36 protein-coding genes are annotated in these 19,115 nt (G+C 70.3%); 32 read left to right on the top strand and 4 right to left on the bottom strand.

Annotated features, from left to right (window positions below):
- The first annotated feature begins 9 nt into the window (after positions 1-9).
- Together ACH4SE_RS29755 and ACH4SE_RS29750 are read left to right on the top strand one after the other, a co-directional pair.
- Positions 10-1,596 carry an MFS transporter gene (locus ACH4SE_RS29755; protein WP_398546608.1) on the top strand — a complete coding sequence of 529 codons (1,587 nt, stop codon included), beginning with the start codon at positions 10-12 and terminating at the stop codon, positions 1,594-1,596.
- A gap of 28 nt (positions 1,597-1,624) precedes the next feature.
- A complete protein-coding gene (locus tag ACH4SE_RS29750) occupies positions 1,625-2,257 on the top strand; it encodes an AAA family ATPase (protein ID WP_398546607.1) in 633 nt (210 codons plus the stop codon).
- An 18-nt stretch (positions 2,258-2,275) separates the two neighbouring features.
- Here ACH4SE_RS29750 and ACH4SE_RS29745 read toward each other — a convergent pair whose 3' ends face one another.
- On the bottom strand, positions 2,276-2,806 hold the full coding sequence (locus ACH4SE_RS29745; RefSeq protein WP_398546606.1) for a GNAT family N-acetyltransferase: 531 nt from the start codon (positions 2,804-2,806) through the stop codon (positions 2,276-2,278).
- Between the two features lie 101 nt (positions 2,807-2,907).
- On the opposite strand from ACH4SE_RS29745, the gene ACH4SE_RS29740 reads away from it, so the two are divergent.
- On the top strand, positions 2,908-3,396 hold the full coding sequence (locus ACH4SE_RS29740; RefSeq protein ID WP_398546605.1) for a GNAT family N-acetyltransferase: 489 nt from the start codon (positions 2,908-2,910) through the stop codon (positions 3,394-3,396).
- A gap of 48 nt (positions 3,397-3,444) precedes the next feature.
- Here the strand turns inward: ACH4SE_RS29740 and ACH4SE_RS29735 are convergent, their stop codons facing one another.
- The gene (locus tag ACH4SE_RS29735; protein ID WP_398546604.1) at positions 3,445-4,056 is read right to left on the bottom strand and encodes a hemerythrin domain-containing protein; all 612 of its coding nucleotides are present in this window, start codon (positions 4,054-4,056) and stop codon (positions 3,445-3,447) included.
- 227 nt (positions 4,057-4,283) lie between these two features.
- Positions 4,284-4,703: a hypothetical protein gene (locus ACH4SE_RS29730; RefSeq protein WP_398546603.1), complete on the bottom strand. Its 420-nt coding sequence runs from the start codon at positions 4,701-4,703 to the stop codon at positions 4,284-4,286.
- A gap of 167 nt (positions 4,704-4,870) precedes the next feature.
- Between ACH4SE_RS29730 and ACH4SE_RS29725 the strand changes: the two genes are divergently transcribed.
- The 24 genes from ACH4SE_RS29725 (at position 4,871) to ACH4SE_RS29610 (ending at position 15,147) form a co-directional block, all read left to right on the top strand.
- A complete protein-coding gene (locus ACH4SE_RS29725; protein ID WP_398546602.1) occupies positions 4,871-5,122 on the top strand; it encodes a helix-turn-helix domain-containing protein in 252 nt (83 codons plus the stop codon).
- A gap of 1 nt (position 5,123) precedes the next feature.
- Positions 5,124-5,417: a hypothetical protein gene (locus ACH4SE_RS29720; RefSeq protein WP_398546601.1), complete on the top strand. Its 294-nt coding sequence runs from the start codon at positions 5,124-5,126 to the stop codon at positions 5,415-5,417.
- Between the two features lie 111 nt (positions 5,418-5,528).
- On the top strand, positions 5,529-5,723 hold the full coding sequence (locus tag ACH4SE_RS29715) for a hypothetical protein (RefSeq protein ID WP_398546600.1): 195 nt from the start codon (positions 5,529-5,531) through the stop codon (positions 5,721-5,723).
- A gap of 17 nt (positions 5,724-5,740) precedes the next feature.
- Positions 5,741-5,989 carry a hypothetical protein gene (locus tag ACH4SE_RS29710; protein ID WP_398546599.1) on the top strand — a complete coding sequence of 83 codons (249 nt, stop codon included), beginning with the start codon at positions 5,741-5,743 and terminating at the stop codon, positions 5,987-5,989.
- Positions 5,986-6,183 (top strand): hypothetical protein, encoded by a 198-nt coding sequence (locus tag ACH4SE_RS29705; RefSeq protein ID WP_398546598.1) that lies wholly within the window; start codon positions 5,986-5,988, stop codon positions 6,181-6,183. Before ACH4SE_RS29710 ends, ACH4SE_RS29705 begins: the two co-directional genes overlap by 4 nt.
- The gene (locus ACH4SE_RS29700) at positions 6,183-6,353 is read left to right on the top strand and encodes a hypothetical protein (RefSeq protein ID WP_398546597.1); all 171 of its coding nucleotides are present in this window, start codon (positions 6,183-6,185) and stop codon (positions 6,351-6,353) included. The genes ACH4SE_RS29705 and ACH4SE_RS29700 overlap by 1 nt, the downstream gene beginning before the upstream one ends.
- A 26-nt stretch (positions 6,354-6,379) precedes the next feature.
- Positions 6,380-7,069 (top strand): hypothetical protein, encoded by a 690-nt coding sequence (locus ACH4SE_RS29695; RefSeq protein ID WP_398546596.1) that lies wholly within the window; start codon positions 6,380-6,382, stop codon positions 7,067-7,069.
- Positions 7,062-7,325, top strand: a complete 264-nt coding sequence (locus tag ACH4SE_RS29690; protein ID WP_398546595.1) for a hypothetical protein — start codon at positions 7,062-7,064, stop codon at positions 7,323-7,325. The genes ACH4SE_RS29695 and ACH4SE_RS29690 overlap by 8 nt, the downstream gene beginning before the upstream one ends.
- Positions 7,322-7,516 carry a hypothetical protein gene (locus ACH4SE_RS29685; RefSeq protein WP_398546594.1) on the top strand — a complete coding sequence of 65 codons (195 nt, stop codon included), beginning with the start codon at positions 7,322-7,324 and terminating at the stop codon, positions 7,514-7,516. The genes ACH4SE_RS29690 and ACH4SE_RS29685 overlap by 4 nt, the downstream gene beginning before the upstream one ends.
- The gene (locus tag ACH4SE_RS29680; RefSeq protein ID WP_398546593.1) at positions 7,513-8,160 is read left to right on the top strand and encodes a hypothetical protein; all 648 of its coding nucleotides are present in this window, start codon (positions 7,513-7,515) and stop codon (positions 8,158-8,160) included. The genes ACH4SE_RS29685 and ACH4SE_RS29680 overlap by 4 nt, the downstream gene beginning before the upstream one ends.
- A complete protein-coding gene (locus ACH4SE_RS29675; RefSeq protein WP_398546592.1) occupies positions 8,157-8,522 on the top strand; it encodes a hypothetical protein in 366 nt (121 codons plus the stop codon). The genes ACH4SE_RS29680 and ACH4SE_RS29675 overlap by 4 nt, the downstream gene beginning before the upstream one ends.
- Positions 8,519-8,944 (top strand): hypothetical protein, encoded by a 426-nt coding sequence (locus tag ACH4SE_RS29670; protein ID WP_398546591.1) that lies wholly within the window; start codon positions 8,519-8,521, stop codon positions 8,942-8,944. The genes ACH4SE_RS29675 and ACH4SE_RS29670 overlap by 4 nt, the downstream gene beginning before the upstream one ends.
- Before the next feature lie 106 nt (positions 8,945-9,050).
- Positions 9,051-9,944 (top strand): PD-(D/E)XK nuclease-like domain-containing protein, encoded by an 894-nt coding sequence (locus ACH4SE_RS29665; RefSeq protein WP_398546590.1) that lies wholly within the window; start codon positions 9,051-9,053, stop codon positions 9,942-9,944.
- The gene (locus ACH4SE_RS29660) at positions 9,941-10,819 is read left to right on the top strand and encodes a hypothetical protein (protein WP_398546589.1); all 879 of its coding nucleotides are present in this window, start codon (positions 9,941-9,943) and stop codon (positions 10,817-10,819) included. Before ACH4SE_RS29665 ends, ACH4SE_RS29660 begins: the two co-directional genes overlap by 4 nt.
- 58 nt (positions 10,820-10,877) lie before the next feature.
- The gene (locus ACH4SE_RS29655) at positions 10,878-11,567 is read left to right on the top strand and encodes an exonuclease domain-containing protein (RefSeq protein WP_398546588.1); all 690 of its coding nucleotides are present in this window, start codon (positions 10,878-10,880) and stop codon (positions 11,565-11,567) included.
- The gene (locus ACH4SE_RS29650; RefSeq protein WP_398546587.1) at positions 11,567-11,707 is read left to right on the top strand and encodes a hypothetical protein; all 141 of its coding nucleotides are present in this window, start codon (positions 11,567-11,569) and stop codon (positions 11,705-11,707) included. The genes ACH4SE_RS29655 and ACH4SE_RS29650 overlap by 1 nt, the downstream gene beginning before the upstream one ends.
- Entirely contained in the window at positions 11,704-11,868 is a 165-nt protein-coding gene (locus ACH4SE_RS29645) for a hypothetical protein (RefSeq protein WP_398546586.1), read from the top strand. Before ACH4SE_RS29650 ends, ACH4SE_RS29645 begins: the two co-directional genes overlap by 4 nt.
- Positions 11,865-12,278 (top strand): hypothetical protein, encoded by a 414-nt coding sequence (locus ACH4SE_RS29640; protein WP_398546585.1) that lies wholly within the window; start codon positions 11,865-11,867, stop codon positions 12,276-12,278. The genes ACH4SE_RS29645 and ACH4SE_RS29640 overlap by 4 nt, the downstream gene beginning before the upstream one ends.
- Positions 12,275-12,535 carry a WhiB family transcriptional regulator gene (locus ACH4SE_RS29635; RefSeq protein WP_398546584.1) on the top strand — a complete coding sequence of 87 codons (261 nt, stop codon included), beginning with the start codon at positions 12,275-12,277 and terminating at the stop codon, positions 12,533-12,535. The genes ACH4SE_RS29640 and ACH4SE_RS29635 overlap by 4 nt, the downstream gene beginning before the upstream one ends.
- The gene (locus tag ACH4SE_RS29630) at positions 12,532-12,840 is read left to right on the top strand and encodes a hypothetical protein (protein ID WP_398546583.1); all 309 of its coding nucleotides are present in this window, start codon (positions 12,532-12,534) and stop codon (positions 12,838-12,840) included. The genes ACH4SE_RS29635 and ACH4SE_RS29630 overlap by 4 nt, the downstream gene beginning before the upstream one ends.
- Positions 12,837-13,721, top strand: a complete 885-nt coding sequence (locus tag ACH4SE_RS29625) for a hypothetical protein (protein WP_398546582.1) — start codon at positions 12,837-12,839, stop codon at positions 13,719-13,721. Before ACH4SE_RS29630 ends, ACH4SE_RS29625 begins: the two co-directional genes overlap by 4 nt.
- On the top strand, positions 13,718-13,966 hold the full coding sequence (locus tag ACH4SE_RS29620) for a response regulator transcription factor (RefSeq protein ID WP_398546581.1): 249 nt from the start codon (positions 13,718-13,720) through the stop codon (positions 13,964-13,966). Before ACH4SE_RS29625 ends, ACH4SE_RS29620 begins: the two co-directional genes overlap by 4 nt.
- Positions 13,967-14,025: 59 nt before the next feature.
- Positions 14,026-14,856, top strand: a complete 831-nt coding sequence (locus ACH4SE_RS29615) for an HNH endonuclease (protein WP_398546580.1) — start codon at positions 14,026-14,028, stop codon at positions 14,854-14,856.
- Between the two features lie 72 nt (positions 14,857-14,928).
- A complete protein-coding gene (locus ACH4SE_RS29610) occupies positions 14,929-15,147 on the top strand; it encodes a hypothetical protein (protein ID WP_398546579.1) in 219 nt (72 codons plus the stop codon).
- A 222-nt stretch (positions 15,148-15,369) separates the two neighbouring features.
- On the opposite strand, the gene ACH4SE_RS29605 is transcribed toward ACH4SE_RS29610, so the two are convergent.
- Complete coding sequence (locus ACH4SE_RS29605; RefSeq protein WP_398546578.1) at positions 15,370-15,681, bottom strand: hypothetical protein; 312 nt, start codon at positions 15,679-15,681, stop codon at positions 15,370-15,372.
- Positions 15,682-15,807: 126 nt separating this feature from the next.
- Here ACH4SE_RS29605 and ACH4SE_RS29600 point away from each other — a divergent pair, with 126 nt between their 5' ends.
- The 5 genes from ACH4SE_RS29600 to ACH4SE_RS29580 are packed head-to-tail and all read left to right on the top strand — an operon-like array spanning position 15,808 to position 19,115.
- Complete coding sequence (locus ACH4SE_RS29600; protein ID WP_398546577.1) at positions 15,808-16,734, top strand: hypothetical protein; 927 nt, start codon at positions 15,808-15,810, stop codon at positions 16,732-16,734.
- Positions 16,731-17,324, top strand: coding sequence for an ATP-binding protein (locus ACH4SE_RS29595; protein WP_398546576.1), 594 nt, complete (start codon positions 16,731-16,733; stop codon positions 17,322-17,324). Before ACH4SE_RS29600 ends, ACH4SE_RS29595 begins: the two co-directional genes overlap by 4 nt.
- Positions 17,321-18,673, top strand: a complete 1,353-nt coding sequence (gene dnaB, locus ACH4SE_RS29590; protein ID WP_398546575.1) for a replicative DNA helicase — start codon at positions 17,321-17,323, stop codon at positions 18,671-18,673. Before ACH4SE_RS29595 ends, dnaB begins: the two co-directional genes overlap by 4 nt.
- On the top strand, positions 18,673-18,939 hold the full coding sequence (locus ACH4SE_RS29585) for a hypothetical protein (protein WP_398546574.1): 267 nt from the start codon (positions 18,673-18,675) through the stop codon (positions 18,937-18,939). The genes dnaB and ACH4SE_RS29585 overlap by 1 nt, the downstream gene beginning before the upstream one ends.
- Positions 18,936-19,115 carry a hypothetical protein gene (locus ACH4SE_RS29580; RefSeq protein ID WP_398546573.1) on the top strand — a complete coding sequence of 60 codons (180 nt, stop codon included), beginning with the start codon at positions 18,936-18,938 and terminating at the stop codon, positions 19,113-19,115. Before ACH4SE_RS29585 ends, ACH4SE_RS29580 begins: the two co-directional genes overlap by 4 nt.

Genomic DNA, 19,115 nt, shown 5'->3' with positions numbered 1-19,115 from the left:
GCGCACGCCATGGCGAACAGGGCCCGGACCCCCGCGGCCCGCCCGGCCGCCCCTTCCGGCGGCCGGGCGGGCCAGGGCGAGCTGCACCGCTGGTGGACGCTGACGGCGGTGTGCGTCGGCACGTTCATGCTGCTGCTGGACATCACCATCGTGAACGTCGCGCTGCCGGACGTGCAGCGGGACCTGCACAGCAGCTTCTCCGACCTCCAGTGGGTCGTCGACGCCTACGCCCTCACGCTCGCGTCGACGCTGCTGACCTGCGGCTCGCTGGCCGACCTCTTCGGGCGCAGACGCGCGTACCTCGCGGGGCTCACCGTCTTCACCCTCGCCTCGCTGCTGTGCGGGGCGGCGACGGGCACGCTCTTCCTGGAACTCGCGCGCGGGCTGCAGGGCGTGGGCGGCGCGGCGATGTTCGCGGTGTCGCTGGCGATCCTCGCCGAGACCTTCCACGGCCGGGAGCGCGGACTGGCCTTCGGTGTGTGGGGCGCGGTGACGGGCCTCGCCGTGGCCGTCGGACCGGTCGTCGGCGGCGCGCTGACCTCGGGAATCTCCTGGCGCTGGATCTTCTACGTCAACGTGCCGGTGGGGCTGCTGGCGCTCGCGGTGACATGGACCCGGGTCCGCGAGTCGCGCGACCCGCGCCCGCGGCGGCCCGACTGGTGGGGCTTCGCCTCCTTCACCGGCTCGCTCGCCTTCCTGGTCTTCGCGCTGATCAAGTCCGGTGAGCGCGGCTTCACCGACACCCTGGTGGTGGAGTGCTTCGCGGCCGCCGCGGTGCTGCTCTGCGCCTTCCTCGCGATCGAGATCGCCGGCCGCCACCCGATGTTCGACCTGTCGCTGCTGTCCAAACCCACCTTCTCCGGCGGCCTGATCGCCGCCTTCAGCATGTCCGCGTCGATCTTCGCGATGTTCCTGTACCTGACGCTCTACATCCAGGACGTGCTGGGCTACTCCGCCTTCGGCACCGGCCTGCGGCTGCTGGTGGCCTCCGGGCCGATCTTCGTCGTGGCGGCGGTCTCCGGGCGGCTGTCGGCGCGCGTGCCGGTGCGGCTGCTCATCGGGCCCGGCGGCATCGTCGTCGGTCTCGGCCTGCTGTGGATGCGCGGCCTGGGCGCGGACTCCGACTGGACGCACCTGGTCCCCGGCCTGCTGCTCGCGGGCGTCGGCATCGGCATGATCAACCCGCCGCTCGCCTCGACGGCGGTCGGCGTGGTCCCGGCCCGGCAGGCGGGCATGGCCTCGGGCGTCAACTCCACCTTCCGGCAGGTCGGCGTCGCGACCGGGATCGCCCTGCTGGGCTCGCTGTTCGCCACCCGGGTGCAGTCCGTGGTCACGGAGCAGCTGAGCCGGATCCCCGGCCTGTCCTCGCAGGCCTCGCAGTTCGCCGCCGCGCTCACCAACGGCCAGTCCTCCGCGGCCGTCGCCCACGTCCCGCCCGCACAGCGCCCGGCCGCGGCCGCGGCCGCACGCTCGGCGTTCACCTCGGGCCTGGACCACATCCTGCTCGTGGCGGCCGTCGTCGCCCTGGCCGGCGGCGTGCTGTCGCTGCTGCTGATCCGCAGCCGCGACTTCGTCCCCTCGACCGAGGAGGAGTGAGCACCCCGGCCGGGCGTAGGGTCGGCGCATGCTGGTGTGGATCAACGGCCCCTTCGGGGGCGGCAAGACCGCGACCGCGTACGAGCTGGCCCGACGGGTGGCGGGGAGTGTGGTGTGCGATCCGGAGCACATCGGCTTCGGGCTGCACCGGGCGATGCCACCGGCGCTGCGGGGGGACTTCCAGGACCTGCGGGCGTGGCGGGAGGGGGTCTTCGAGGTGCTGGACGTCGCGGCGGCCCGGCACCCCGGGGCGGTGATCGTGCCGATGACGGTCGTCGAGCCCGGCTACTTCGCGGAGACGGTCGGGCGGCTGCGCGAGCGGGGGCACGAGGTACGGCACTTCGCGCTGCTCGCCGAACGCGAGACGGTGGTGCGGCGGCTGCGCGGGCGCGCGTTCGGCTGGGCCCTCGCGGCGGTCGCCGGCAAGGACGCGCCGCTGCGGCGGGAGAGCTTCGCGCTCGGGAAGCTGGATCTGTGCCTGGAGCGGCTGCGCGGCCCGGAGTTCGCGGAGCACCTGTGGACCGACCGGATCGGGGTGCCGGAGGTGGCCGGGCGGATCGCCGCGTCCGCCGGTCTGGACGCGGCGCCGGACACCGGCGGCGCCCTGCGGGGCAGCCTGCGGCGGACCTGGGTGAGCGTGAAGCACATCCGCTTCGACTGACCGGCGGGCCCGGCGGGCTCAGCCGACCCGGCGCTCCAGGACCTGGCCGGGCCAGGTGCCGGACAGGAAGCCCGCGGCGCGGGTGAAGCCGCAGCGCTCGTAGAAGCGGACGAGTTCGCCTCCGCCGCCCGCCCAGCAGTCGACGCGCAGCAGGGACACGCCCGCCTGCCGCGTCTGCTCGGCCGCGTGCTCCAGCAGCGCCGCGCCGATGCCGCGGCCGGCCAGCCGCCGGTCGGTGACCAGCAGCCGGACGTAGCGCTCGGGCTCGGCGGCGGGCGCGACGGGCATCTGGGGGCTCGGGCCCGTGTCGAGCACCAGCGCCCCCGCGGGCACGCCGTCCAGCTCGGCGACGAAGGGCATGTTCTCCGTGGTGTAGCGCCGCACCCGCTCCACTCCGCCGGGCTTCTGCGAATACGGCGTGGTGCCCCACTGCTCGGTGTTGCCGCGGCTGTTCATCCACGCCACCGCGCCGTCGAGCATGCCGAGCACGGCGGGCGCGTCGGCCGGGCCGCCGGGCCTGATCCGTATCCGGGGCGTGGTGTCGTCCATGGGCGCCAGCGTAGTGGGCCCGCACCGCACCGCCCCGCGGGGGTGGCCGCGGGGCGGATATGCGGTGGCGGCCGCGGCGGGGGAGCGGGCAGGCTGGCGCGATGCTGATCAGGGAAGCAACCGACCAGGACTGGCCGGCCGTCTGGCCGTTCTTCCACCGCATCGTCACCGAGGGCGAGACGTTCACCTACCCGCCGGACCTGACGAGCGAGCAGGCCCGGGAGTGGTGGATGCTCGCGGAGCCGTTCCGTACCGTCGTCGCGGTCGACGACGAGGGCCGGGTGATCGGCTCGGCGAAGATGAACCGCAACCACATGGGCAACGGCTCGCACATCGCGAGCGCCAGCTACATGGTCGACCCGGCCCACCGGGGGCGGGGCGCGGGGCGGGCGCTGTGCGCGTACTCGCTGGAGTGGGCGCGGGCCGCGGGATACCGGGCGATGCAGTTCAACGCCGTTGTCGCGTCCAACGAGCCGGCGGTGGCGCTGTACCGGTCGCTCGGCTTCGAGGTCATCGGGACGCTCCCGGAGGGCTTCCGGCACCCGAGGCTCGGCTACGTCGGCCTGCACATCATGCACCGCCCGCTGTGACACGGACGCCGTACGGGGCGCCGGCGGCCCCGTACGGCGGTCCGGCGGTCAGGCGGCGGGCGCGCCCCAGCGGGCGAGCGCGGCGAAGGCCGGCCGCCACTCGGCGGCGAACTGCGCGCGCACCGGCTCGGGCACCGGGCGCAGCGTCGTCTCGGTGTCGGCGGCGTCCGCGCCCTCCAGCAGCCAGGGCAGCACCTGCGGCATCCGCGGGCCGACGCCCTCGCTGTGCGCCAGGCCGAAGCGCTGCAGGATCTCCGGCGTCACGTGGGCGTCGACGATCGGCAGGCCCTCGTCCTCCTCGTGGGCGAGGTGGGCGGTCAGCCCCTCGGCCAGCGCCTCGACGGCGGCGGCCAGCGCACCGTCGCCGGGACCGTCCGCGGCGACCGCCGCGTCCACGGCCTCCAGCGCCGGGTCGATGCGTGCGTGCTCGGCCTCCATCGCGTCCAGGACGGCGAGCAGTTCGGGCTTGCCCTCGACGGCGTCCCGTATCCCCGGCCACAGCGCGGTGTCCTCCGCGCTGTGGTGGACGTGCAGGACGTCCTTGAAGAGCTGCCAGCCGGGCGCGGTGCGGAAGACCTCCCGCGGATCGATGTCGGTACGGGCGGCGAGGGCGTTCATGTGGCCCAGCTCGCGGCGGAAGGCGTCGTGCATGACGTACATGATCGTGATGTACGCCCCAACTTGGCTGACGGTGCGCTGACAAGTCCGTTTGCGCGTTGATCAGGGCGTCTACCTGAGGTGATGCGTGTACGTAGTGCGGGTGTCGGACAGTGGTCGTCCTGTGTCGGACATGATTTTTTCCCATTCATCTCCCATGTCGTTCCCAGATCGTCCCGATGTCGGACACGAAAAAGCGGCGGCCCACTTGGGCCGCCGCTTCGCTGTAGTCAGTCTTTTGGTGGGAGGACCCCGCGGGCGCGCAGTACCTCGATGGCCCGTTCGTGGACCTGTCGGACCTGCGCAGTGGTCAGGTCGTCGGTCGTTGCGATGAGAGCGCCCTGGACCGCGTCGCGGATCTCCGTTTCCAGGTCCTCCGGAGGCACAACTGTGATCCGGTGATGGTCCTCATCGGGGAGGGAGGTCGGTTCGCCGCCGTCCAAGACCTTACGGCAGCTGCCCACTGCCCAATGGAGCACCGCTTCGACCTTGGTGTACGTCTGGCGCTGGACCGACTCGCCGGCCTCAACGCGGATCCACGTGTCTTTGCTCATCGGCCCCAGCTCGGCCGCCCTTTTGATGGACAGGTTGAGCCCGTTTCGCCGCTCAGCTACGCGGTCCGCAAGTCTCCGCAGGTCAGGTGTCGCCACGCCCACATGATGACAGGACTAGATCGGACTGGCTAGGACTGGCCAGAGATAGGCCGAACATCGCCCTGCCCTCGCGTCACATCAGCCTCTAGAGCAGGGCTACTTGTGGGCGATGTCTGTCCGACGCAGGGTAGACAAGCGGGCTAGAAGTGGTCTAGCTTTACGTCATGCAGGAACCGGACACCACGTTCGAGGTGAACGGACAAGCCATATGCGACGCCCGCAAGCGTGCAGGACTTGAAGTCAAAGATCTCGCCAGTGCCGTAGGCGTCACAGACAGCTACATCCGCAAGATCGAGCGCGGCATACGCAAACGCATGAAACCCAGCACCTACAGCCGGCTCCGCACCGCGCTTCACGCGGGCGAACGGCAACTCCTCGCCCCCGTCGGGGAGCTCAACGACGCAGAGAGGAAGTGAGATGAACACCCAGTACGAGAGGTACTACACCCCCCGCGAGCCGAAAGACCCGGACGCCGAGTACCTCGACGCCGCCGAAACTGCCTACGTCTTCAAGACCGGCGTCAGGACCATCTTCCGACTCGCCAAGGAACTGAACGTCGGCGCCACCATCGGGCGCAAGAAGATGTTCAGCCGCGAGCACCGTCGGGCCATCTACGACCGCTGCAGCGCCGGCGGCGCCCCGACCCGCATCCCCACGCAGCGCCGGCGCATGCCGCGCTCCCAGGTCAAGCCCGTAAAGGCCGCTGCCTGAGTCTCCGCTCGATATATCGAGCCCCCTGCGTGGTGCGGGGACGACTGGTCGGTCAGGGCCAGCCGCCCCCTAGGCCACGCCCCGCAGATCCCAAGAAGAGGAGGCACAACCGTGTCCGCATCATCCCAGAACCCCGGGCGTGACCCGAACGTGCAGAGGTACCGGTCCGCCCTGGACGCCGCGATCGAGGTCGTGCAGTCGGAGCTGCTGCACGACAACACGGGCACCTCGGGGGACGCCGCGTACAACCAGGCCATCACCGACGCGGTCGCCGTGATCGCCCGGCTGCGGGACGGCGTCCGGTGACCGCCCCGGTGTTGTTCGTGGACCGTGACGGTGACGTGTGGCGTGTCGGTGGCCGCACCCGCACCGGTGAGGAACTGCTCGTCTGCGACAGTCCCCAGCACCTGGACGACCAGGGCCCGGAGGGGCTGATGCTCTTCCCGTGGACGCGTGCAGCGGTCGAGAACTGGTTCGGGCCGCTGGTCCGTATCGAGGTCCCGCGCCTGGTGGAGCCGACGTCCCTGGTGCTGCGTGACGGCACCGTGCTGACCCGGGCGGTGGCGGCGTGAGCGCCCAGACGCCGCAGGTCATCGCGGACCTGAACGTGCCCGCCCCGGACCTGTCGAAGGGTCGCACCGACAGGCAGCTCGCGGAGGACTTCGCCGGTTCGGTGCGGCGGGGTTTCGTCACCCCGGTCGAGTGGGGCGAGGTCCCGGTGTACCCGTCCCGTACTGCCGACGTGCAGACCGGGGGTGCCCTGTGATGACTCCCGAGTTGGAGAAGGCGCTGCGGGCGACCGCCGCCCTCCCGGCGACCGGTGAAGCCGCCGTGTACCGCGTGCATGTGGCCGTGCTGCTGGGCGAGATCGACCGGCTGCGTGCCGAGCTGGCGAACAAGCGGCAGCCGAAGAACTCCACGGGTGGTGCCCTGTGAGCGCCCCGCTGAGCGAGCAGCACCTCATGAGCATCAGCGAGCTGGTCAAGAACGCGCTGTCCACGGCGGGCGCGTACTGCGGCGAGTGCGGCTTCGAGCTCGGCGACCGCAACAAGTGCCGTGCCTGCGAACGCTGCCTCGACATTTACGCCAGGGTCATCCTGCCGCTGCTGGATACGAGCGCCGAGCGTGTGCCGGTCCTGCTTGCCGAGCTGGGTCAGAAGACCACCGAGGTCGAGCGACTCAAGGTCGAGCACGACCGCGAGTTGGGCCAGTTGATCGACGAGCGCGACAACCGCGAGGAGTGGGCCGACGAGCTCGCTAATGCCGTTGGTCCGATCGAGCTGATCGGCGAGCACTCCAGCCACAACAACCCGTGGGCCAACGCCCTCGACCTCATCACACCGCACGCACAGGTCCAGAAGCTCCGTGGCCGCGTCGCCGAGCTGGAGGCGGAGCGTCACGCCACGAACGAGGCGTTGGACGATGCGGTCAAGGCCATCCGTGAGAAGGACCAGCGCATCGCCGAGCTGCAGGACGAACTGACGGAGCAGCGGCGGTACGCGGCGGCCCTTGAGGCTGCCGTCTGCCAGTGCCAGCCCGTGTGCGAGGACGGCGAGTACATGCACGAGGCCGACTGCCCGGTCGTTCCCATCCAGATGGAGGCGGCGGGGCTCCCGAAGCCCGATGTGAAGGCGGGCGGCCCTCGTGTCTGACCTCCGCGCGCTGGTGCTGATGGTGGGCGCCCCGACCGCCGTGCTGGGTGCTGCCGTGTACATCGGCTATCTCGCGGACCACACCGAGGAGATCGCCCGGTCGTGGGCGGACGGCATGGAGTGGCTGTACGCCCGCCGGGACGGCCTGTACGTCACCTGGGACACCACCACCCGCACGGCCCGTGCCGCCGCCCTGTGGGTGCTGTGCGCGGTCCTGCGGGCCCACGGCAGGCACCGGGCCGGGGTGACCGCGTGAGCGCCACCGTCGCGTCCCTGGCGGTTGTGGCGGGCCTGGCCCTCCAGCCCGTGATCGCCGCTACGGCCGCCCGTCTCTGGCCCCCTGTCGCCGCCCGCGGGGTCATCCCGCCCGAGCTGTGCTCCTGCGGCAAACCCCTCACCCCCGGCCACACCTGCACCAACTACACGACCAAGGAGAGCCAGCAGTGACCGACTACCGCACCCAGGCCGAGCGCGACGCGGCCGACCGGTTCGCCCGGGAGACCGCCAAGCACCAGATGACCGTCCTGCACGACGACGGGCTGCACCGCCACCTGCGTTTCGCCAACCCGGGCAGCTCCCTCTACTGGTTCGAGATCACAACCACGCCCGGCCAGCTCGTGTTCTCCGGCGATGGCGACAGCTTCGTCTTCCGGCTCGCCCCGGACATGTTCGAGATGTTCCGCCAGTCCGCCGATTCGGGCGCCGTCAACGCCTCCTACTGGGCGGAGAAGGTCCGGACCGGCAACGCCCGCTCCTACTCCCGTGAGCGCTTCGAGGAGTACGTCGAAGAGCAGGTCGCCGCCGCCGAGCCGTACTACCCGGGCATCCGCGACGACGTGCAGGTGGAGATCTTCGACGATGTCGTCTACGACGTCAACTACGAGGCCAGCGCCCTCATGGCCGCGCTCGGTTACGCGTACTTCCTGGACCCGGATCAGAACCCGGAGGGCCGGAAGGCGTTCAACTTCAAGTACGTCCACGAGTGGGACCTGCGCGACTTCGACTGGTGGTACCTGTTCGCCTGCCACGCGATCGTGTGGGGCATCGCCCAGTACGACGCCGCGAAGACCACCACGGCGGTGGCGGCATGAGGCAGCCCATCCCGTTCCCGATCACCGTGACCGCCCGCCCCGACGGCGCCGACCTGGCCGTGGCCGCCGAACACTACGAGTACCTCCTCCGCGACATCTTCGCCGTCCTCGACGAGCACCCCGAACTCCTCAACGACCTGCGCGCCCTGTACACCGACCCGGCACCCCAGCAGGACCCCCACGACATCGACCAGCCCGCCCGCGACGACATCCTCGCCCAGCGCATCATCGCCCTGCTGCCCGCCGCATCCACCACCATCCGCATCCACCGCAACCCCCTCACCCGACTCGCCACGGCCGTCGACGCGGCGCTCGGCCGGCACGGGTGGTTCCCCGCGGTTCGCGGCGGGAGGGCGGCATGAGCGAGCGCGACGCCCACCGCGCCGAGCGCGACGCCGAGATCCTGTACTGGCTCGGCAAGAAAGCCCTGGAGTACCGGCACGCAGGCAGCAAGCAGGACCTGGTGCGGGCCGACGTCATCGACCTCATGGCGTCGAAGATCTCCCGCGGCGCCGTCCGACCCGACAACACCCGGCTGCCCGCCGGCGTCACCCCGGACTTCTTCCAGCCCGGCCACACCTACACCGACCACGAGCACCCGCAGTTCGACTGGAAGTTCCGCTGCGACACTGTCACCACCCATCCGGAAGACGGCGAGCGCACCGCCCTCGGATGGCGACACTTCCGCGGCGAGTGGGAGCCCTACGCCTACAGCGAGGGCGACTGGGAGATCCACCAGTACGTCGCCACCGTCGCCCGCCAGGCCACCGGCGGTGCAGCGTGATCCGCGACCTGTACCTCGCCGCGGTCATCCTCGTCGCGCCGTGCGCCGTGTTCGTCGTCGCCGTGGCCATCGCCTCCACCCGCCTCAACCACAGGCGGGAGGGGCAGTGACCGCCGTCATCGACACGCCCACCGTCCACCCCGCCTGGCGTGGCCCGGGCCTGTACAGCGCCGACGAGATCAGCCTCGACGACTACCACCGCGACATCGTGCCCGGCGGAAGCCTCAGCAGCAGCGGAGCCCGGAAGCTCCTCGCCCCATCCTGCCCCGCCCTGTTCAAGTGGGAACGCGACAACCCACCAGCCCCCAAGCCCCAGTTCGAGTACGGCACCGCAGCCCACAAGTTGATCCTCGGCGAAGGCCCCGACCTCGTCCTCGTCGACGTCGACGACTGGCGCACCAAAGACGGCCGTCAGCAGGCCGCCGACGCGCGGGCCGCAGGTGCCATCCCCCTCAAGCGCGACGACTACGAGCAGATCCACGCCATGGCCGACGCCCTGCGCCGCCACCCCGTCGCAGGCAACGTGTTCGACCCCGCAGGCGGCACACCCGAACAGTCCCTCTACTGGATCGACCCGATCACCGGCGTCACCTGCCGAGCTCGCCCGGACTGGCTCCCGAACCCGGGCAAAGGCCGGCTCATCATCCCCGACTACAAGACGACCCGAGACGCCTCCCCGGACGCCATCGCCAAGGCCATCCACACCTACGGCTACCACTGCCAAGCCGCCTGGTGCATCGAAGCCGCCCGCGCGCTCGACCTCGCCGACCGCGACGCCGTGTTCCTGCTCGTCTTCCAGGCGAAGACCGCCCCGTACCTGGTCACCGTCGTCCAGATCGACGCCCTCGACCTGCGCATCGGCCACGCCAAGAACGCCGTCGCCCGCGACATCTACCGGCAGTGCACCGACACCGGCCACTGGCCCGGCTACAGCGACGCCGTCGAGATCATCCCGCAGCCCGAATGGGCCCAGAAGCAAGAAGCCGAGGTCTACCTGTGAACTACCCCGTCCAGCAGCAGAACCCTGCCCCCGCACCCACCCGCGTCGGGCAGGGAACCGCCGTCGAGCAGTCCCGCGCCGTCGCCGAGGTCCAGGCAGCCATCTACGTGGCCCGCCAGTTCCCCCGCAGCGTCTCCTCAGCCCGCGGCTCCATCCACTCCGCATGCCAGTCCATGGCCCTCGCCGGCAAGGCGTTCTACCGCTTCCCCCGCGCCGGCGGTGCCGTGTCCGGATCGTCCATCCACCTCGCCAAAGCCCTCGCCCAGTCCTGGGGCAACATCCAGTTCGGCGTCACCGAACTCCGCCGCGACGACGACTACAAGCAGTCCGAGATGCAGGCGTGGGCCTGGGACGTCGAGGCCAACAGTCGCCACGTCCTGACGTTCATCGTCCCCCACGCCCGGTTCGCGAAGGGCAAGGTCGAGGCCCTCGTCGACCTCCGGGACATCTACGAAAACAACGCCAACAACGGTGCCCGCCGACTGCGTGAGGCGATCTTCGCGGTCATCCCCGACTGGTTCATCGAAGAGGCCGAGGAGCTGTGCCGGGAGACCCTGAACAAGGGCGACGGCAAGCCGCTGGCGGAGCGCATCGCCGGGGCCATCAAGGTCTTCGACTCCCTCGGCGTCACCAAGGACCGCCTGGAGTTGAAGCTCGGCCGCCCCAGCGAGCAGTGGACCGGCCCGGACATCGCCCAGTTGCTCATCACCCACAAGTCGATCCAGCGGCGTGAGATCGCGATCGACGAGGAGTTCCCGCAGCCGAAGGTCACCGCCGACGAGATCAAGGCGAACCAGAAGGCCCCCGCGAAGGCCACCACGGCGGCCACCGAGCCGGCCCCGTGGCCCGACGTCACCCAGCCCCCGCAGCAGTAGCCCCGGACCAACAGCCGGCCCGGGGCCTATCCGGGCCGGCCTCCCCATAGGAGACCACATGACCAGCACCACCAAGTACGCCCTCGCCTTCGTTGACACGGAGACGACCGGCCTCGACCCGTTCCTGCACGACCCGTGGGAGATCGCCGTCATCCTCCGCGAGCCCGGCAAGGGCGACGTCGAGCACGTCTTCCACGTCGAGCCCGACCTGTACAACGCCGACCCCAAAGCCCTGGAGATCAACCGCTACGGGGAGCGCACCACAGCTCCGGACTGGCGGTGGCACAACCGCGCCGTCGTCGGTGGCCTACTCACCGCAATTCTCGACGGTGCCGTCATGGTCGGCTCCAACCCGTCGTTCGACGCCGGCATGCTCAACAAGCTCATCGGCCGGACGTTCCCCGAGAAGACCAACCCGTGGCACTACCGGACCATCGACGTCGCCACGATGGCCGCCGGCTACCTCTATGGGCAGGCCGAGCGGATGACCCACCGCGACTGCGACCCGGACTGGTACGGCAAGGTCGCCGAGCGCCTGCGCTGGCCGTGGAAGTCCTACAGCGCATCCGAGGCGGCAGGCACCCCGCGCCCGGCCGCTGATGTCGCCCACACCGCCCTCGGTGACGCCCGCTGGTGCCGTGACCTGTGGGACCGCATCACCGTCCCCGACGCGTTCTACGCCGCCAGCGACGAGCAGCTCGCCGACATGGTCGCCGACGCACTCAAGCGCCGGTCGGGCGGTGCGTGATGTTCGTCGGCTGCCTCATCGCCCTGATCGCCGTCGTCGCGGGGTTCGTGCTCGCCGCGTGCTCGGCGTACATCCCGATCCTCCGCGAGATCACCGGTGCCGCACCCCTCCAGGACGACGACGAGGACGGCACCCGATGAGCCTCCTCCGTCGCCGCCCCGTCACCCGCGCCCCCGGGGTGATCCCCACCGCCCTCCGCCACTGCCCCAACGAGCAGCGCACCCGCACCGTCTACACCCACCCCGACGGCACCGCCACCTGCGACCACTGCCACGCCCACATCGAAAGGACCACGCCGTGAGCTACCCCCAGTATCTGACCCCCGCCGAGACCCTGGCCGACGGCAAAGAGCGACTCGGCATCCCCTCCGTCGTCGTCCTGTGCGGGAGCACCCGCTTCATGGCCGAGATGGCAGACGTGGACCGCGCCCTCACCTGGGAGGGATGCATCGTCATCAAGCCCGGCTGCGACATGAAGACCCCGCACCCCCTCTGGTCCAACCCCACCGAAGCCGAAGCCGGCAAGCAGCGTCTCGACGATCTCCACCGCGCGAAGATCCGACTCGCCGACGAGGTCTACGTCGTCGCCCCGGGCGGCTACATCGGAGATTCGACCCGCGGCGAGATCGCCTACGCGGAAAGCCTCGGCAAGACCATCCACTACGTCACCGACGGGGACCTCACCCCCGTGACCGTGGAGGCCGCGGCATGAGCACCCGCGCCTGGCAGCACCAGGCCGCCTGCCGTGACGAAGACCCGGACTTGTTCTTCCCGATCAGGGAGACCGGGACCGCGGCCCTCCAGCTCGAAGAAGCCAAGGCCGTCTGCCGCCGCTGCCCCTCGCGCGCCCGGTGTCTCGCCTGGGCCCTGGACACCGGACAAGACGCCGGCGTGTGGGGCGGACTCAGCGAGAACGAACGCCGCACCCTTCAGCGCCGTACCGCCAGCACGAACGGAGGCGTGTCATGACCGCACCCATGCCGCTGCCCGGCATGCCCGAACCGCCGAAATCCGAGTACGAGACCTGGGCCGACGCCATCCGCCCCGTGTACGTCAACGTCGCCGCCACCGGCCGCCGCTTCGTGTGCTGGGAGATAGCCCGCGACAACCAGCTCCCCGAACCCCCGAACCCGCAGCGCGACTGGGCGAGATTCATGGGTGAATTCCACCGCGACGGCCTCATCCGGCAGGACGGCTACGGCGAGGCCCGCGACCACTCCGCCGTCAAGCAGTGGCGCGGCACCCACGCAGCACGACGGGAGGCCGCAGCATGAGCACCCGCACCCTCCCCGACCACGGCACCCTCTCCCGCGCCAAATACCACCACTGCCACTGCGACAAGTGCCGCAAAGCCTCCGCCGACTACCAGCGCACCCGCCACCGCAAGCGCGGATACGGCACCTGGCAGCCCCTCGTTGACGCCGAACCCATCCGCCAGCACCTCGCCATGCTCCGCGAACACGGCATCAGCTACATCCGCGCCGCCGAACTCGCCGGCCTCTACGCCCCCACCGTCGGACGCCTCCTCTACTCCGTCGGCGGCCGCAAACCCACCCAGCGCGTCCGCCCCGAAACCGCAGCCGCGCTCCTCGCAGTACAACCCGGCGCAATCAGCACACACCGCGTCGACGCCACCGGCGTCCACCGCCGCATCCAAGCCCTCGCCGCCAACGGCTGGCCCCTGCGCAGCCTCGCCCCCCACTTCGGCGTCAACCCGTCCACACCCGGGCGACTCCTCAACCAGACCACCCTTTGCGCCACCACCGCCAAGGCCGTCTCCGACGGGTACGAGCGCATCCGCAACCAGCGCCCCGAAGACAACGACGTCCTGCCCTGGGACGCCGACAAAGCCCGCCGCCGTGCCGCCCAACACGGCTGGCGTGACCCCCTGTTCTGGGAGGACTACGACCACATCGACGACCCCGACTTCGACCCGGCCACCGTCGACCGCGAACTCAACAAGTTCGAGCTCGGTGCTCTCCGCCGCGAAGAGATCGCCCACCTCGCCGCCTACGGCTACACCCGCGAAACCATCCACCAGCGGCTCACCGCCGGCGGCCACGACATCACCGAGAACACCATCCAAGGCATCCTCCGCGAAGTCCACAGCGGAGCCCGACGCGACCGCCGCAAGAAGACCGGGGTGGCCGCATGAACGCCGTCGCCGCCCGGGCCCGGGCCATGACCCCCCGCCGCATCGAACTCCTCACGCTCGCCGCTCAAGGCAACACCAACCGGCAGATCGCCAAGCACCTCAACATCAGCCAGGACGTCGTCGTCCAGCACTTCAAGTTCGTCTACCGGGCACTCGGCGCCTACGACCGCGCCCACGCCGTCGCCCTGGGTATCCGCTACGGCTACATCAGCACCGACAACATCCGCCCCAAGGCCGCCGCATGACCGCCCCCGTGCGCCCGGTGCTGCCGCCCGTCACCCCCAGCTGCTGAAGGAGGACCGCAATGCCAAGCAAATGGATCAGCACCGCTGCCAGCAGGGGCAAGGTCATCGTGGGCACCGACACAATCGGTCGGCCGATCTGGAAGACACCAGTCGACCCCGCACAGAAGCTCTGGTCGCGAGTAGCCGCAGGGCCGAACGGGTGCATCGTCTGGACCGGCCCCCTGAACAACCGCGGCTACGGAACCACGAAGGTAGACGGCCGCAGCACCTACACCCACCGTCTCGCCTACGAACTGACGGTCGGCCCCATACCCGACGGCCTGCACATCGACCACCTCTGCCGCAACCGAGCCTGCTGCAACCCGCGCCACCTGGAGCCTGTAACCCCCGCGGAGAACACCCGCCGTGGGGAGCCAGCCCAGCGCACGCAATGCCCCGCCGGCCATCCCTACGACGACCTGAACACCATGCCCCATCGGCGCATCGACCCCGCGACCGGTAAGACCCGGGTCTCACGGGAGTGCCGCGCCTGCAATTCAGCACGGCAGCGCGCCAAGGCTGCAGCCCGAACCCACTGCGGCGCCGGACATCCCTTCACGGCCGAGAACACCGTCGTCCGCAGCGACGGCAGGCGCTGGTGCCGGATCTGCCGGGAAGCCTTCGCTGTCGCCCATAGCGGCGAGGGCAATCCCCACTCCAAGCTCACCGCCGTTCAGGTCGAGGAGATCCGCCGCCGTCACGCGGCGGGCGAGTCCCTGACATCCCTTGCCGCGGTTTACGACGTCTCGCGCGGAGCCATCGCCCGCGCCGTGCGGCCAAAGGGCCAGGCCGCACACTCGCCAGCCGCACTCGCCGGACGACCCGAAGCACCCGACACCCACACCACCTGACAGGACGGGCCGCGGCTTGACGAAGAAGCCACGGCCCGCACCACCCACCATCCCACGACACAAGGACACGACATGACCGACCAGCTCGCCCAGCACCGCACCCGGACCGCGACCGAACTCGGCCTCGCGGGCAACCACCCCGACGCCATCGCCAAGCACCTCGACGCCTACGAAGCGCACGTGACGGCCCGCGCGTACCGCATCGCCGCCAGCGCCATGACCGCCCAAGGCAACGAGGACGGCGCCAACCTCCTCAGCACCATGGCCACCCACCAGGAGACCGCCGCCTGAGACCCGCCGGCCCGGGGCTGACCACCCGCCCCGGGCCGGCGTCAAGCCCCAGCCGACCCCACTCCACCCCACTTCCAGCACCGCGCAAGCCCACCACCAGCACAAACCAAGTGGGGCGGAGTGGGGGACAGCACAGGGTTCCGGGCCGCAACAACAGACCGAAAGATCACCGCACAGCACAAAGCCCCGCCGAAACGGGGCCAGGGGAGGGGAGGGGACGTGTCAGGGCGAAGTCTCGATGTGCTCGCGGAACTCCGCGTACCAGTCGGTGAAGACCTCGTTGCCCGGCTCCAGCGGGTCTTTGTGGCGAATCCGCTGAACGAGTGCATCCAGTGCGGCCCGGTCCTTCTGCGCCTGCTCGAAGGCTGCCGGTGTCACGACGTAGGCACGACGCTCGCCGCGCTCCTTGAAGGCGGCTACGCCGCGGCCGTAGCGGACGCCACGGATCAGTTCCGTCAGGTGAGCACGTGCGGACGTCATGGACACCTCGGCGACGCCGTCCTTGGCGGTCTCGATCCCCTGGTCAGCAGCCATGGCAAGAGTGTAAGTCATTTCCAATCCTTCCTATCTGGCCAATCTTTAAAGTAGTATGGCAGTGCGACCGCATCACTGCCAAGACGCCGTTCGGTCCCATCCCTGCACGCCCGAAAGAAGATCCCGATGACGTGGGCAAAGCTCGACGACCGCTTCCCCTCGCACCGCAAGGTCGCGCTCCTGTCCGACCGCGCCTTCCGGCTGCACGTCTCCGCGATCTGCTGGAGTGCGGAGAACCTCACCGATGGCCACATCGGCGACCGCGAGCTCCCGCTCATCACCCGCATCCGCGGCGTGAAGACCACCGCCCAGGAACTCGAAACCGCCGGCCTCTGGGACCGGGGCGACGACGGCTGGGTCATCCATGACTACCTCGACTACAACCCGTCCCGCGAGCAGGTGCTCCTGGAGCGGAAGAAGAACGCCGAACGACAGGAGCGCTTCCGGCGGCGCAAGAACGGCAAGCCCACCCCGCCCGGTAACGGCAGCAGTAACGGCGTTACTCGTCTCGGCGAAAAGCACGACGGCGACACGAACGCTGCACGACGGCGACACGACGGCGACACGACGGCGCCTCGTAACCGTCACGAAGAACCAGAAGACCCGCAGGTCAGCAGATCCCGTGACGGCGTTACTAACGGTGCCCCGACCCGACCCGACCCGACCCCAACTACATCTATGGCTGAGGTAGGAGGGGAAAGCGCAGGAAGTAAGGGCTCCGGGGGGCAGCGGCCTGACGGCCTCCACCTCATCCCCGACGACTTTCACCTGAACGACACCATGCGCCGCTGGGTTCTCGCGACGTACCCCAGTCTCGACCCGGACTTCGAGACGGAGCAGTTCATCCGCTACTGGCGCTCCGAAGGCCGGCGCAAGCGCAACTGGCACGACGCCTGGCAGAAGTGGATCGCCGACTCCTACCAGCGCGCCCGCGAGCGTCAGCAGCGCAGCAACGTCGTGCCCTTCCAGCCCGGCCAGCGCCCGTCCGCCATCCGCGGCCCGCTCCCCACCGCCGACGAAATCAACAACCTGACCATCGAGGACGTCCTGTGACCGACACCTACGACCCCTACGACGACAACGCCCACCGGGAGGAAGCCCGCACCCTCGCCCGCAAGGAAGCCATCTACCGCCGGCTTCAGATCCTCGCCGTCCGCCGCCCGCCCGCGTTCGACACCCCCGGCGAGCTCCACCCCTCCGTGAACGCCTGGGTCGACCAGTACCTCGCCGGCGCCCGCGGCTCCCTCGCCCTCATCGGGGAGATCGGCACAGGGAAAACCTGGACCCTGTGGAAGATCGCGGAAACCCTGGTGCGGGCGAACTGGCGGGGCCGCCTGGAGATCGCCGCGGCCTACGAGGTGAAAGCCGCCACCGACCGGCCCGGCAACCGGGAGCTGGTCGACCTGTGGAAGCGCGCCGACCTGTTCGCGATCGATGACCTGGGTGTGCAGCGCGTCAACGACTGGGACGCCGAACACCTCCACGCCCTCATCGACACCCGGTGGCAGCACCGCCGCCCCACCATCCTCGCGTCGAACGTCAAGGACCTCGCGGCCGTGGTCGGGCCCCGTGCCGCATCCCGGCTCGCCGACGGCGCCACCCTCATCAAGTTCACCGGCTCGGACCGCCGGAGGGCCGCGTGAGCGACTACCACGCCGACCCGGAGCCGGAGCGCACCCCACCATCCGACATGTCCGCCGAACAGGCCGTCCTCGGATCGATGATGTCCGCCCGGTACGTCATCCCCGACGTCATCGAAGTGCTCCGCGACGAGACGGACTTCCTCCGCGAACCCCACCAGGTGATCTACCAGTCGATCCTCGACCTGTACGGGGCCGGCCAGCCCGTCGACCCCATCACCGTCACCGACCACCTCCGCGAACGGGGAGAGCTCGGTCGTATCGGCGGGCCCGTCTACCTCAGCGTGTGCGTGCAGGCCGTTCCCGTCCCCGCCAGCGCCGGCCACTACGCCACGATCGTCCGCGGCACCGCCGACCTGAGGCGAGTCCTCGACGCCACCGGCCGCATCGAGCAGATCGCGTACAGCGGCAAAGCCGACGCCGCCGCCATCATCGACGACGCCCAAGGCGTCCTCGCCGCGATCATCAGCCACGGCGGCACCCACACCGACACCCACGTCTCCGCCGACGACGAGGAGTACCTCGACCGCCTGGAGCACTTCCAGCGCGACGGGAAATCCATCGGCGTCCCCACCGGGTTCATCGACCTCGACGCCCTCACCGGCGGGCTCCTCCCCGGGCAGGTCGTCATCGTCGCCGCCCGCCCCGCCATGGGAAAGTCCACGTTCGCCCTCGACATCCTCCGGTCCTGCGCCATCCAGCACGGGCTGCCCGCGGTGCTGTTCTCCCTCGAAATGAGCCGCGACGAGATCAAGAACCGCCTGTACTCCGCGCAGGCCCGCATCCCCCTGCACCACCTGCGGCAGCAAGGCGGCATGACCGACGACGACTGGGCCCGCTTCGCCAAGACCATGCCCCGCGTGTCCGACGCGCCCCTGCACATCGACACCGACCCCAACAAGACCGTCGCCCGCATCCAGGCCCGCTGCCGGGCCCTCCAGCAGACCACCGGGCTCCGCCTCGTCGTCATCGACTACCTGCAGCTCATGACGTCCGGCACCACCCGCCGCGACGGGAACCGGCAGCAGGAAGTCTCCGACATGACCCGTGCCCTCAAGGTGCTGGCCATGGAGCTCGGGGTGCCTGTGGTGGTCCTGTCGCAGCTCAACCGCGGCCCGGAGCAGCGCGCTGACAAGAAGCCCGTCATGTCCGACCTCCGGGAGTCCGGGGCGATCGAGCAGGACGCCGACATCGTGATCCTGCTCCACCGTGAGGACGCCTACGACAAGGAGTCCCCGCGGGCCGGCGAAGCCGACCTGATCGTGGAGAAGAACCGCAACGGGCCCACCGCGGTCGTGACAGTCGCCGCGCAGCTGTACCTGAGTCGTTTCGTGGACATGGCACAGACCTGATGGCCGCCGACCTCACCCCCGACGACCTGGCCGCCGCCAAAGAGCAGGGCGACCTCGTCGACATGCTCCTCGCCACCACCGGCCGCACCCGCAAGAAGACCCGGGCCGCCGAAGCGGAGGCCCCCCAGTCGGGTCCGCCCGACTACGGGCCCCTCCACCGCCCCGGCACCTGGCCCTTCGGGCTCGGCAACCCCGGCCCCAACACCTGCCACCCCGACTGCGGATGCGCCATCACACCCAAGCCGCCCGACGGGAGCACGCCGTGACCGACAACTGCCCCGAGTGCTGCACCGGCCCCAACGACCCGGTCGCCAGCCGCACCTACGGCCAGCAGCGCACCGACACCTACCGGTGCCCCCATTGCGGACACGGCTGGACCACCCGCCGCGACAAGGCCGCCTACACCCCCACCGCCGCCCCCGCCCACCAGACCGCCGCCTGA

The organism is Streptomyces sp. NPDC020983, from assembly GCF_044333485.1.
Taxonomy (GTDB): domain Bacteria; phylum Actinomycetota; class Actinomycetes; order Streptomycetales; family Streptomycetaceae; genus Actinacidiphila.
Note: the sequence above shows the minus strand (reverse complement) of the source record. Positions and strands in the feature narration are given on the sequence as shown.

Excerpts from the sequence above, each read along its gene's own strand:
- ACH4SE_RS29615 (WP_398546580.1), top strand. The coding sequence starts at position 14,026 with ATGCCAAGCAAATGGATCAGCACCGCTGCCAGCAGGGGCAAGGTCATC.
- ACH4SE_RS29670 (WP_398546591.1), top strand. The coding sequence starts at position 8,519 with ATGAGCGAGCGCGACGCCCACCGCGCCGAGCGCGACGCCGAGATCCTG.
- ACH4SE_RS29655 (WP_398546588.1), top strand. The coding sequence starts at position 10,878 with ATGACCAGCACCACCAAGTACGCCCTCGCCTTCGTTGACACGGAGACG.
- ACH4SE_RS29620 (WP_398546581.1), top strand. The coding sequence starts at position 13,718 with ATGAACGCCGTCGCCGCCCGGGCCCGGGCCATGACCCCCCGCCGCATC.
- ACH4SE_RS29605 (WP_398546578.1), bottom strand. The coding sequence starts at position 15,681 with ATGGCTGCTGACCAGGGGATCGAGACCGCCAAGGACGGCGTCGCCGAG.
- ACH4SE_RS29740 (WP_398546605.1), top strand. The coding sequence starts at position 2,908 with ATGCTGATCAGGGAAGCAACCGACCAGGACTGGCCGGCCGTCTGGCCG.
- ACH4SE_RS29745 (WP_398546606.1), bottom strand. The coding sequence starts at position 2,806 with ATGGACGACACCACGCCCCGGATACGGATCAGGCCCGGCGGCCCGGCC.
- ACH4SE_RS29645 (WP_398546586.1), top strand. The coding sequence starts at position 11,704 with ATGAGCCTCCTCCGTCGCCGCCCCGTCACCCGCGCCCCCGGGGTGATC.
- ACH4SE_RS29735 (WP_398546604.1), bottom strand. The coding sequence starts at position 4,056 with ATGTACGTCATGCACGACGCCTTCCGCCGCGAGCTGGGCCACATGAAC.
- ACH4SE_RS29610 (WP_398546579.1), top strand. The coding sequence starts at position 14,929 with ATGACCGACCAGCTCGCCCAGCACCGCACCCGGACCGCGACCGAACTC.
- ACH4SE_RS29585 (WP_398546574.1), top strand. The coding sequence starts at position 18,673 with ATGGCCGCCGACCTCACCCCCGACGACCTGGCCGCCGCCAAAGAGCAG.
- ACH4SE_RS29600 (WP_398546577.1), top strand. The coding sequence starts at position 15,808 with ATGACGTGGGCAAAGCTCGACGACCGCTTCCCCTCGCACCGCAAGGTC.
- ACH4SE_RS29695 (WP_398546596.1), top strand. The coding sequence starts at position 6,380 with ATGAGCATCAGCGAGCTGGTCAAGAACGCGCTGTCCACGGCGGGCGCG.
- ACH4SE_RS29675 (WP_398546592.1), top strand. The coding sequence starts at position 8,157 with ATGAGGCAGCCCATCCCGTTCCCGATCACCGTGACCGCCCGCCCCGAC.
- ACH4SE_RS29635 (WP_398546584.1), top strand. The coding sequence starts at position 12,275 with ATGAGCACCCGCGCCTGGCAGCACCAGGCCGCCTGCCGTGACGAAGAC.
- ACH4SE_RS29630 (WP_398546583.1), top strand. The coding sequence starts at position 12,532 with ATGACCGCACCCATGCCGCTGCCCGGCATGCCCGAACCGCCGAAATCC.
- ACH4SE_RS29750 (WP_398546607.1), top strand. The coding sequence starts at position 1,625 with ATGCTGGTGTGGATCAACGGCCCCTTCGGGGGCGGCAAGACCGCGACC.
- ACH4SE_RS29700 (WP_398546597.1), top strand. The coding sequence starts at position 6,183 with ATGACTCCCGAGTTGGAGAAGGCGCTGCGGGCGACCGCCGCCCTCCCG.
- ACH4SE_RS29625 (WP_398546582.1), top strand. The coding sequence starts at position 12,837 with ATGAGCACCCGCACCCTCCCCGACCACGGCACCCTCTCCCGCGCCAAA.
- ACH4SE_RS29650 (WP_398546587.1), top strand. The coding sequence starts at position 11,567 with ATGTTCGTCGGCTGCCTCATCGCCCTGATCGCCGTCGTCGCGGGGTTC.
- ACH4SE_RS29720 (WP_398546601.1), top strand. The coding sequence starts at position 5,124 with ATGAACACCCAGTACGAGAGGTACTACACCCCCCGCGAGCCGAAAGAC.
- ACH4SE_RS29755 (WP_398546608.1), top strand. The coding sequence starts at position 10 with ATGGCGAACAGGGCCCGGACCCCCGCGGCCCGCCCGGCCGCCCCTTCC.
- ACH4SE_RS29725 (WP_398546602.1), top strand. The coding sequence starts at position 4,871 with ATGCAGGAACCGGACACCACGTTCGAGGTGAACGGACAAGCCATATGC.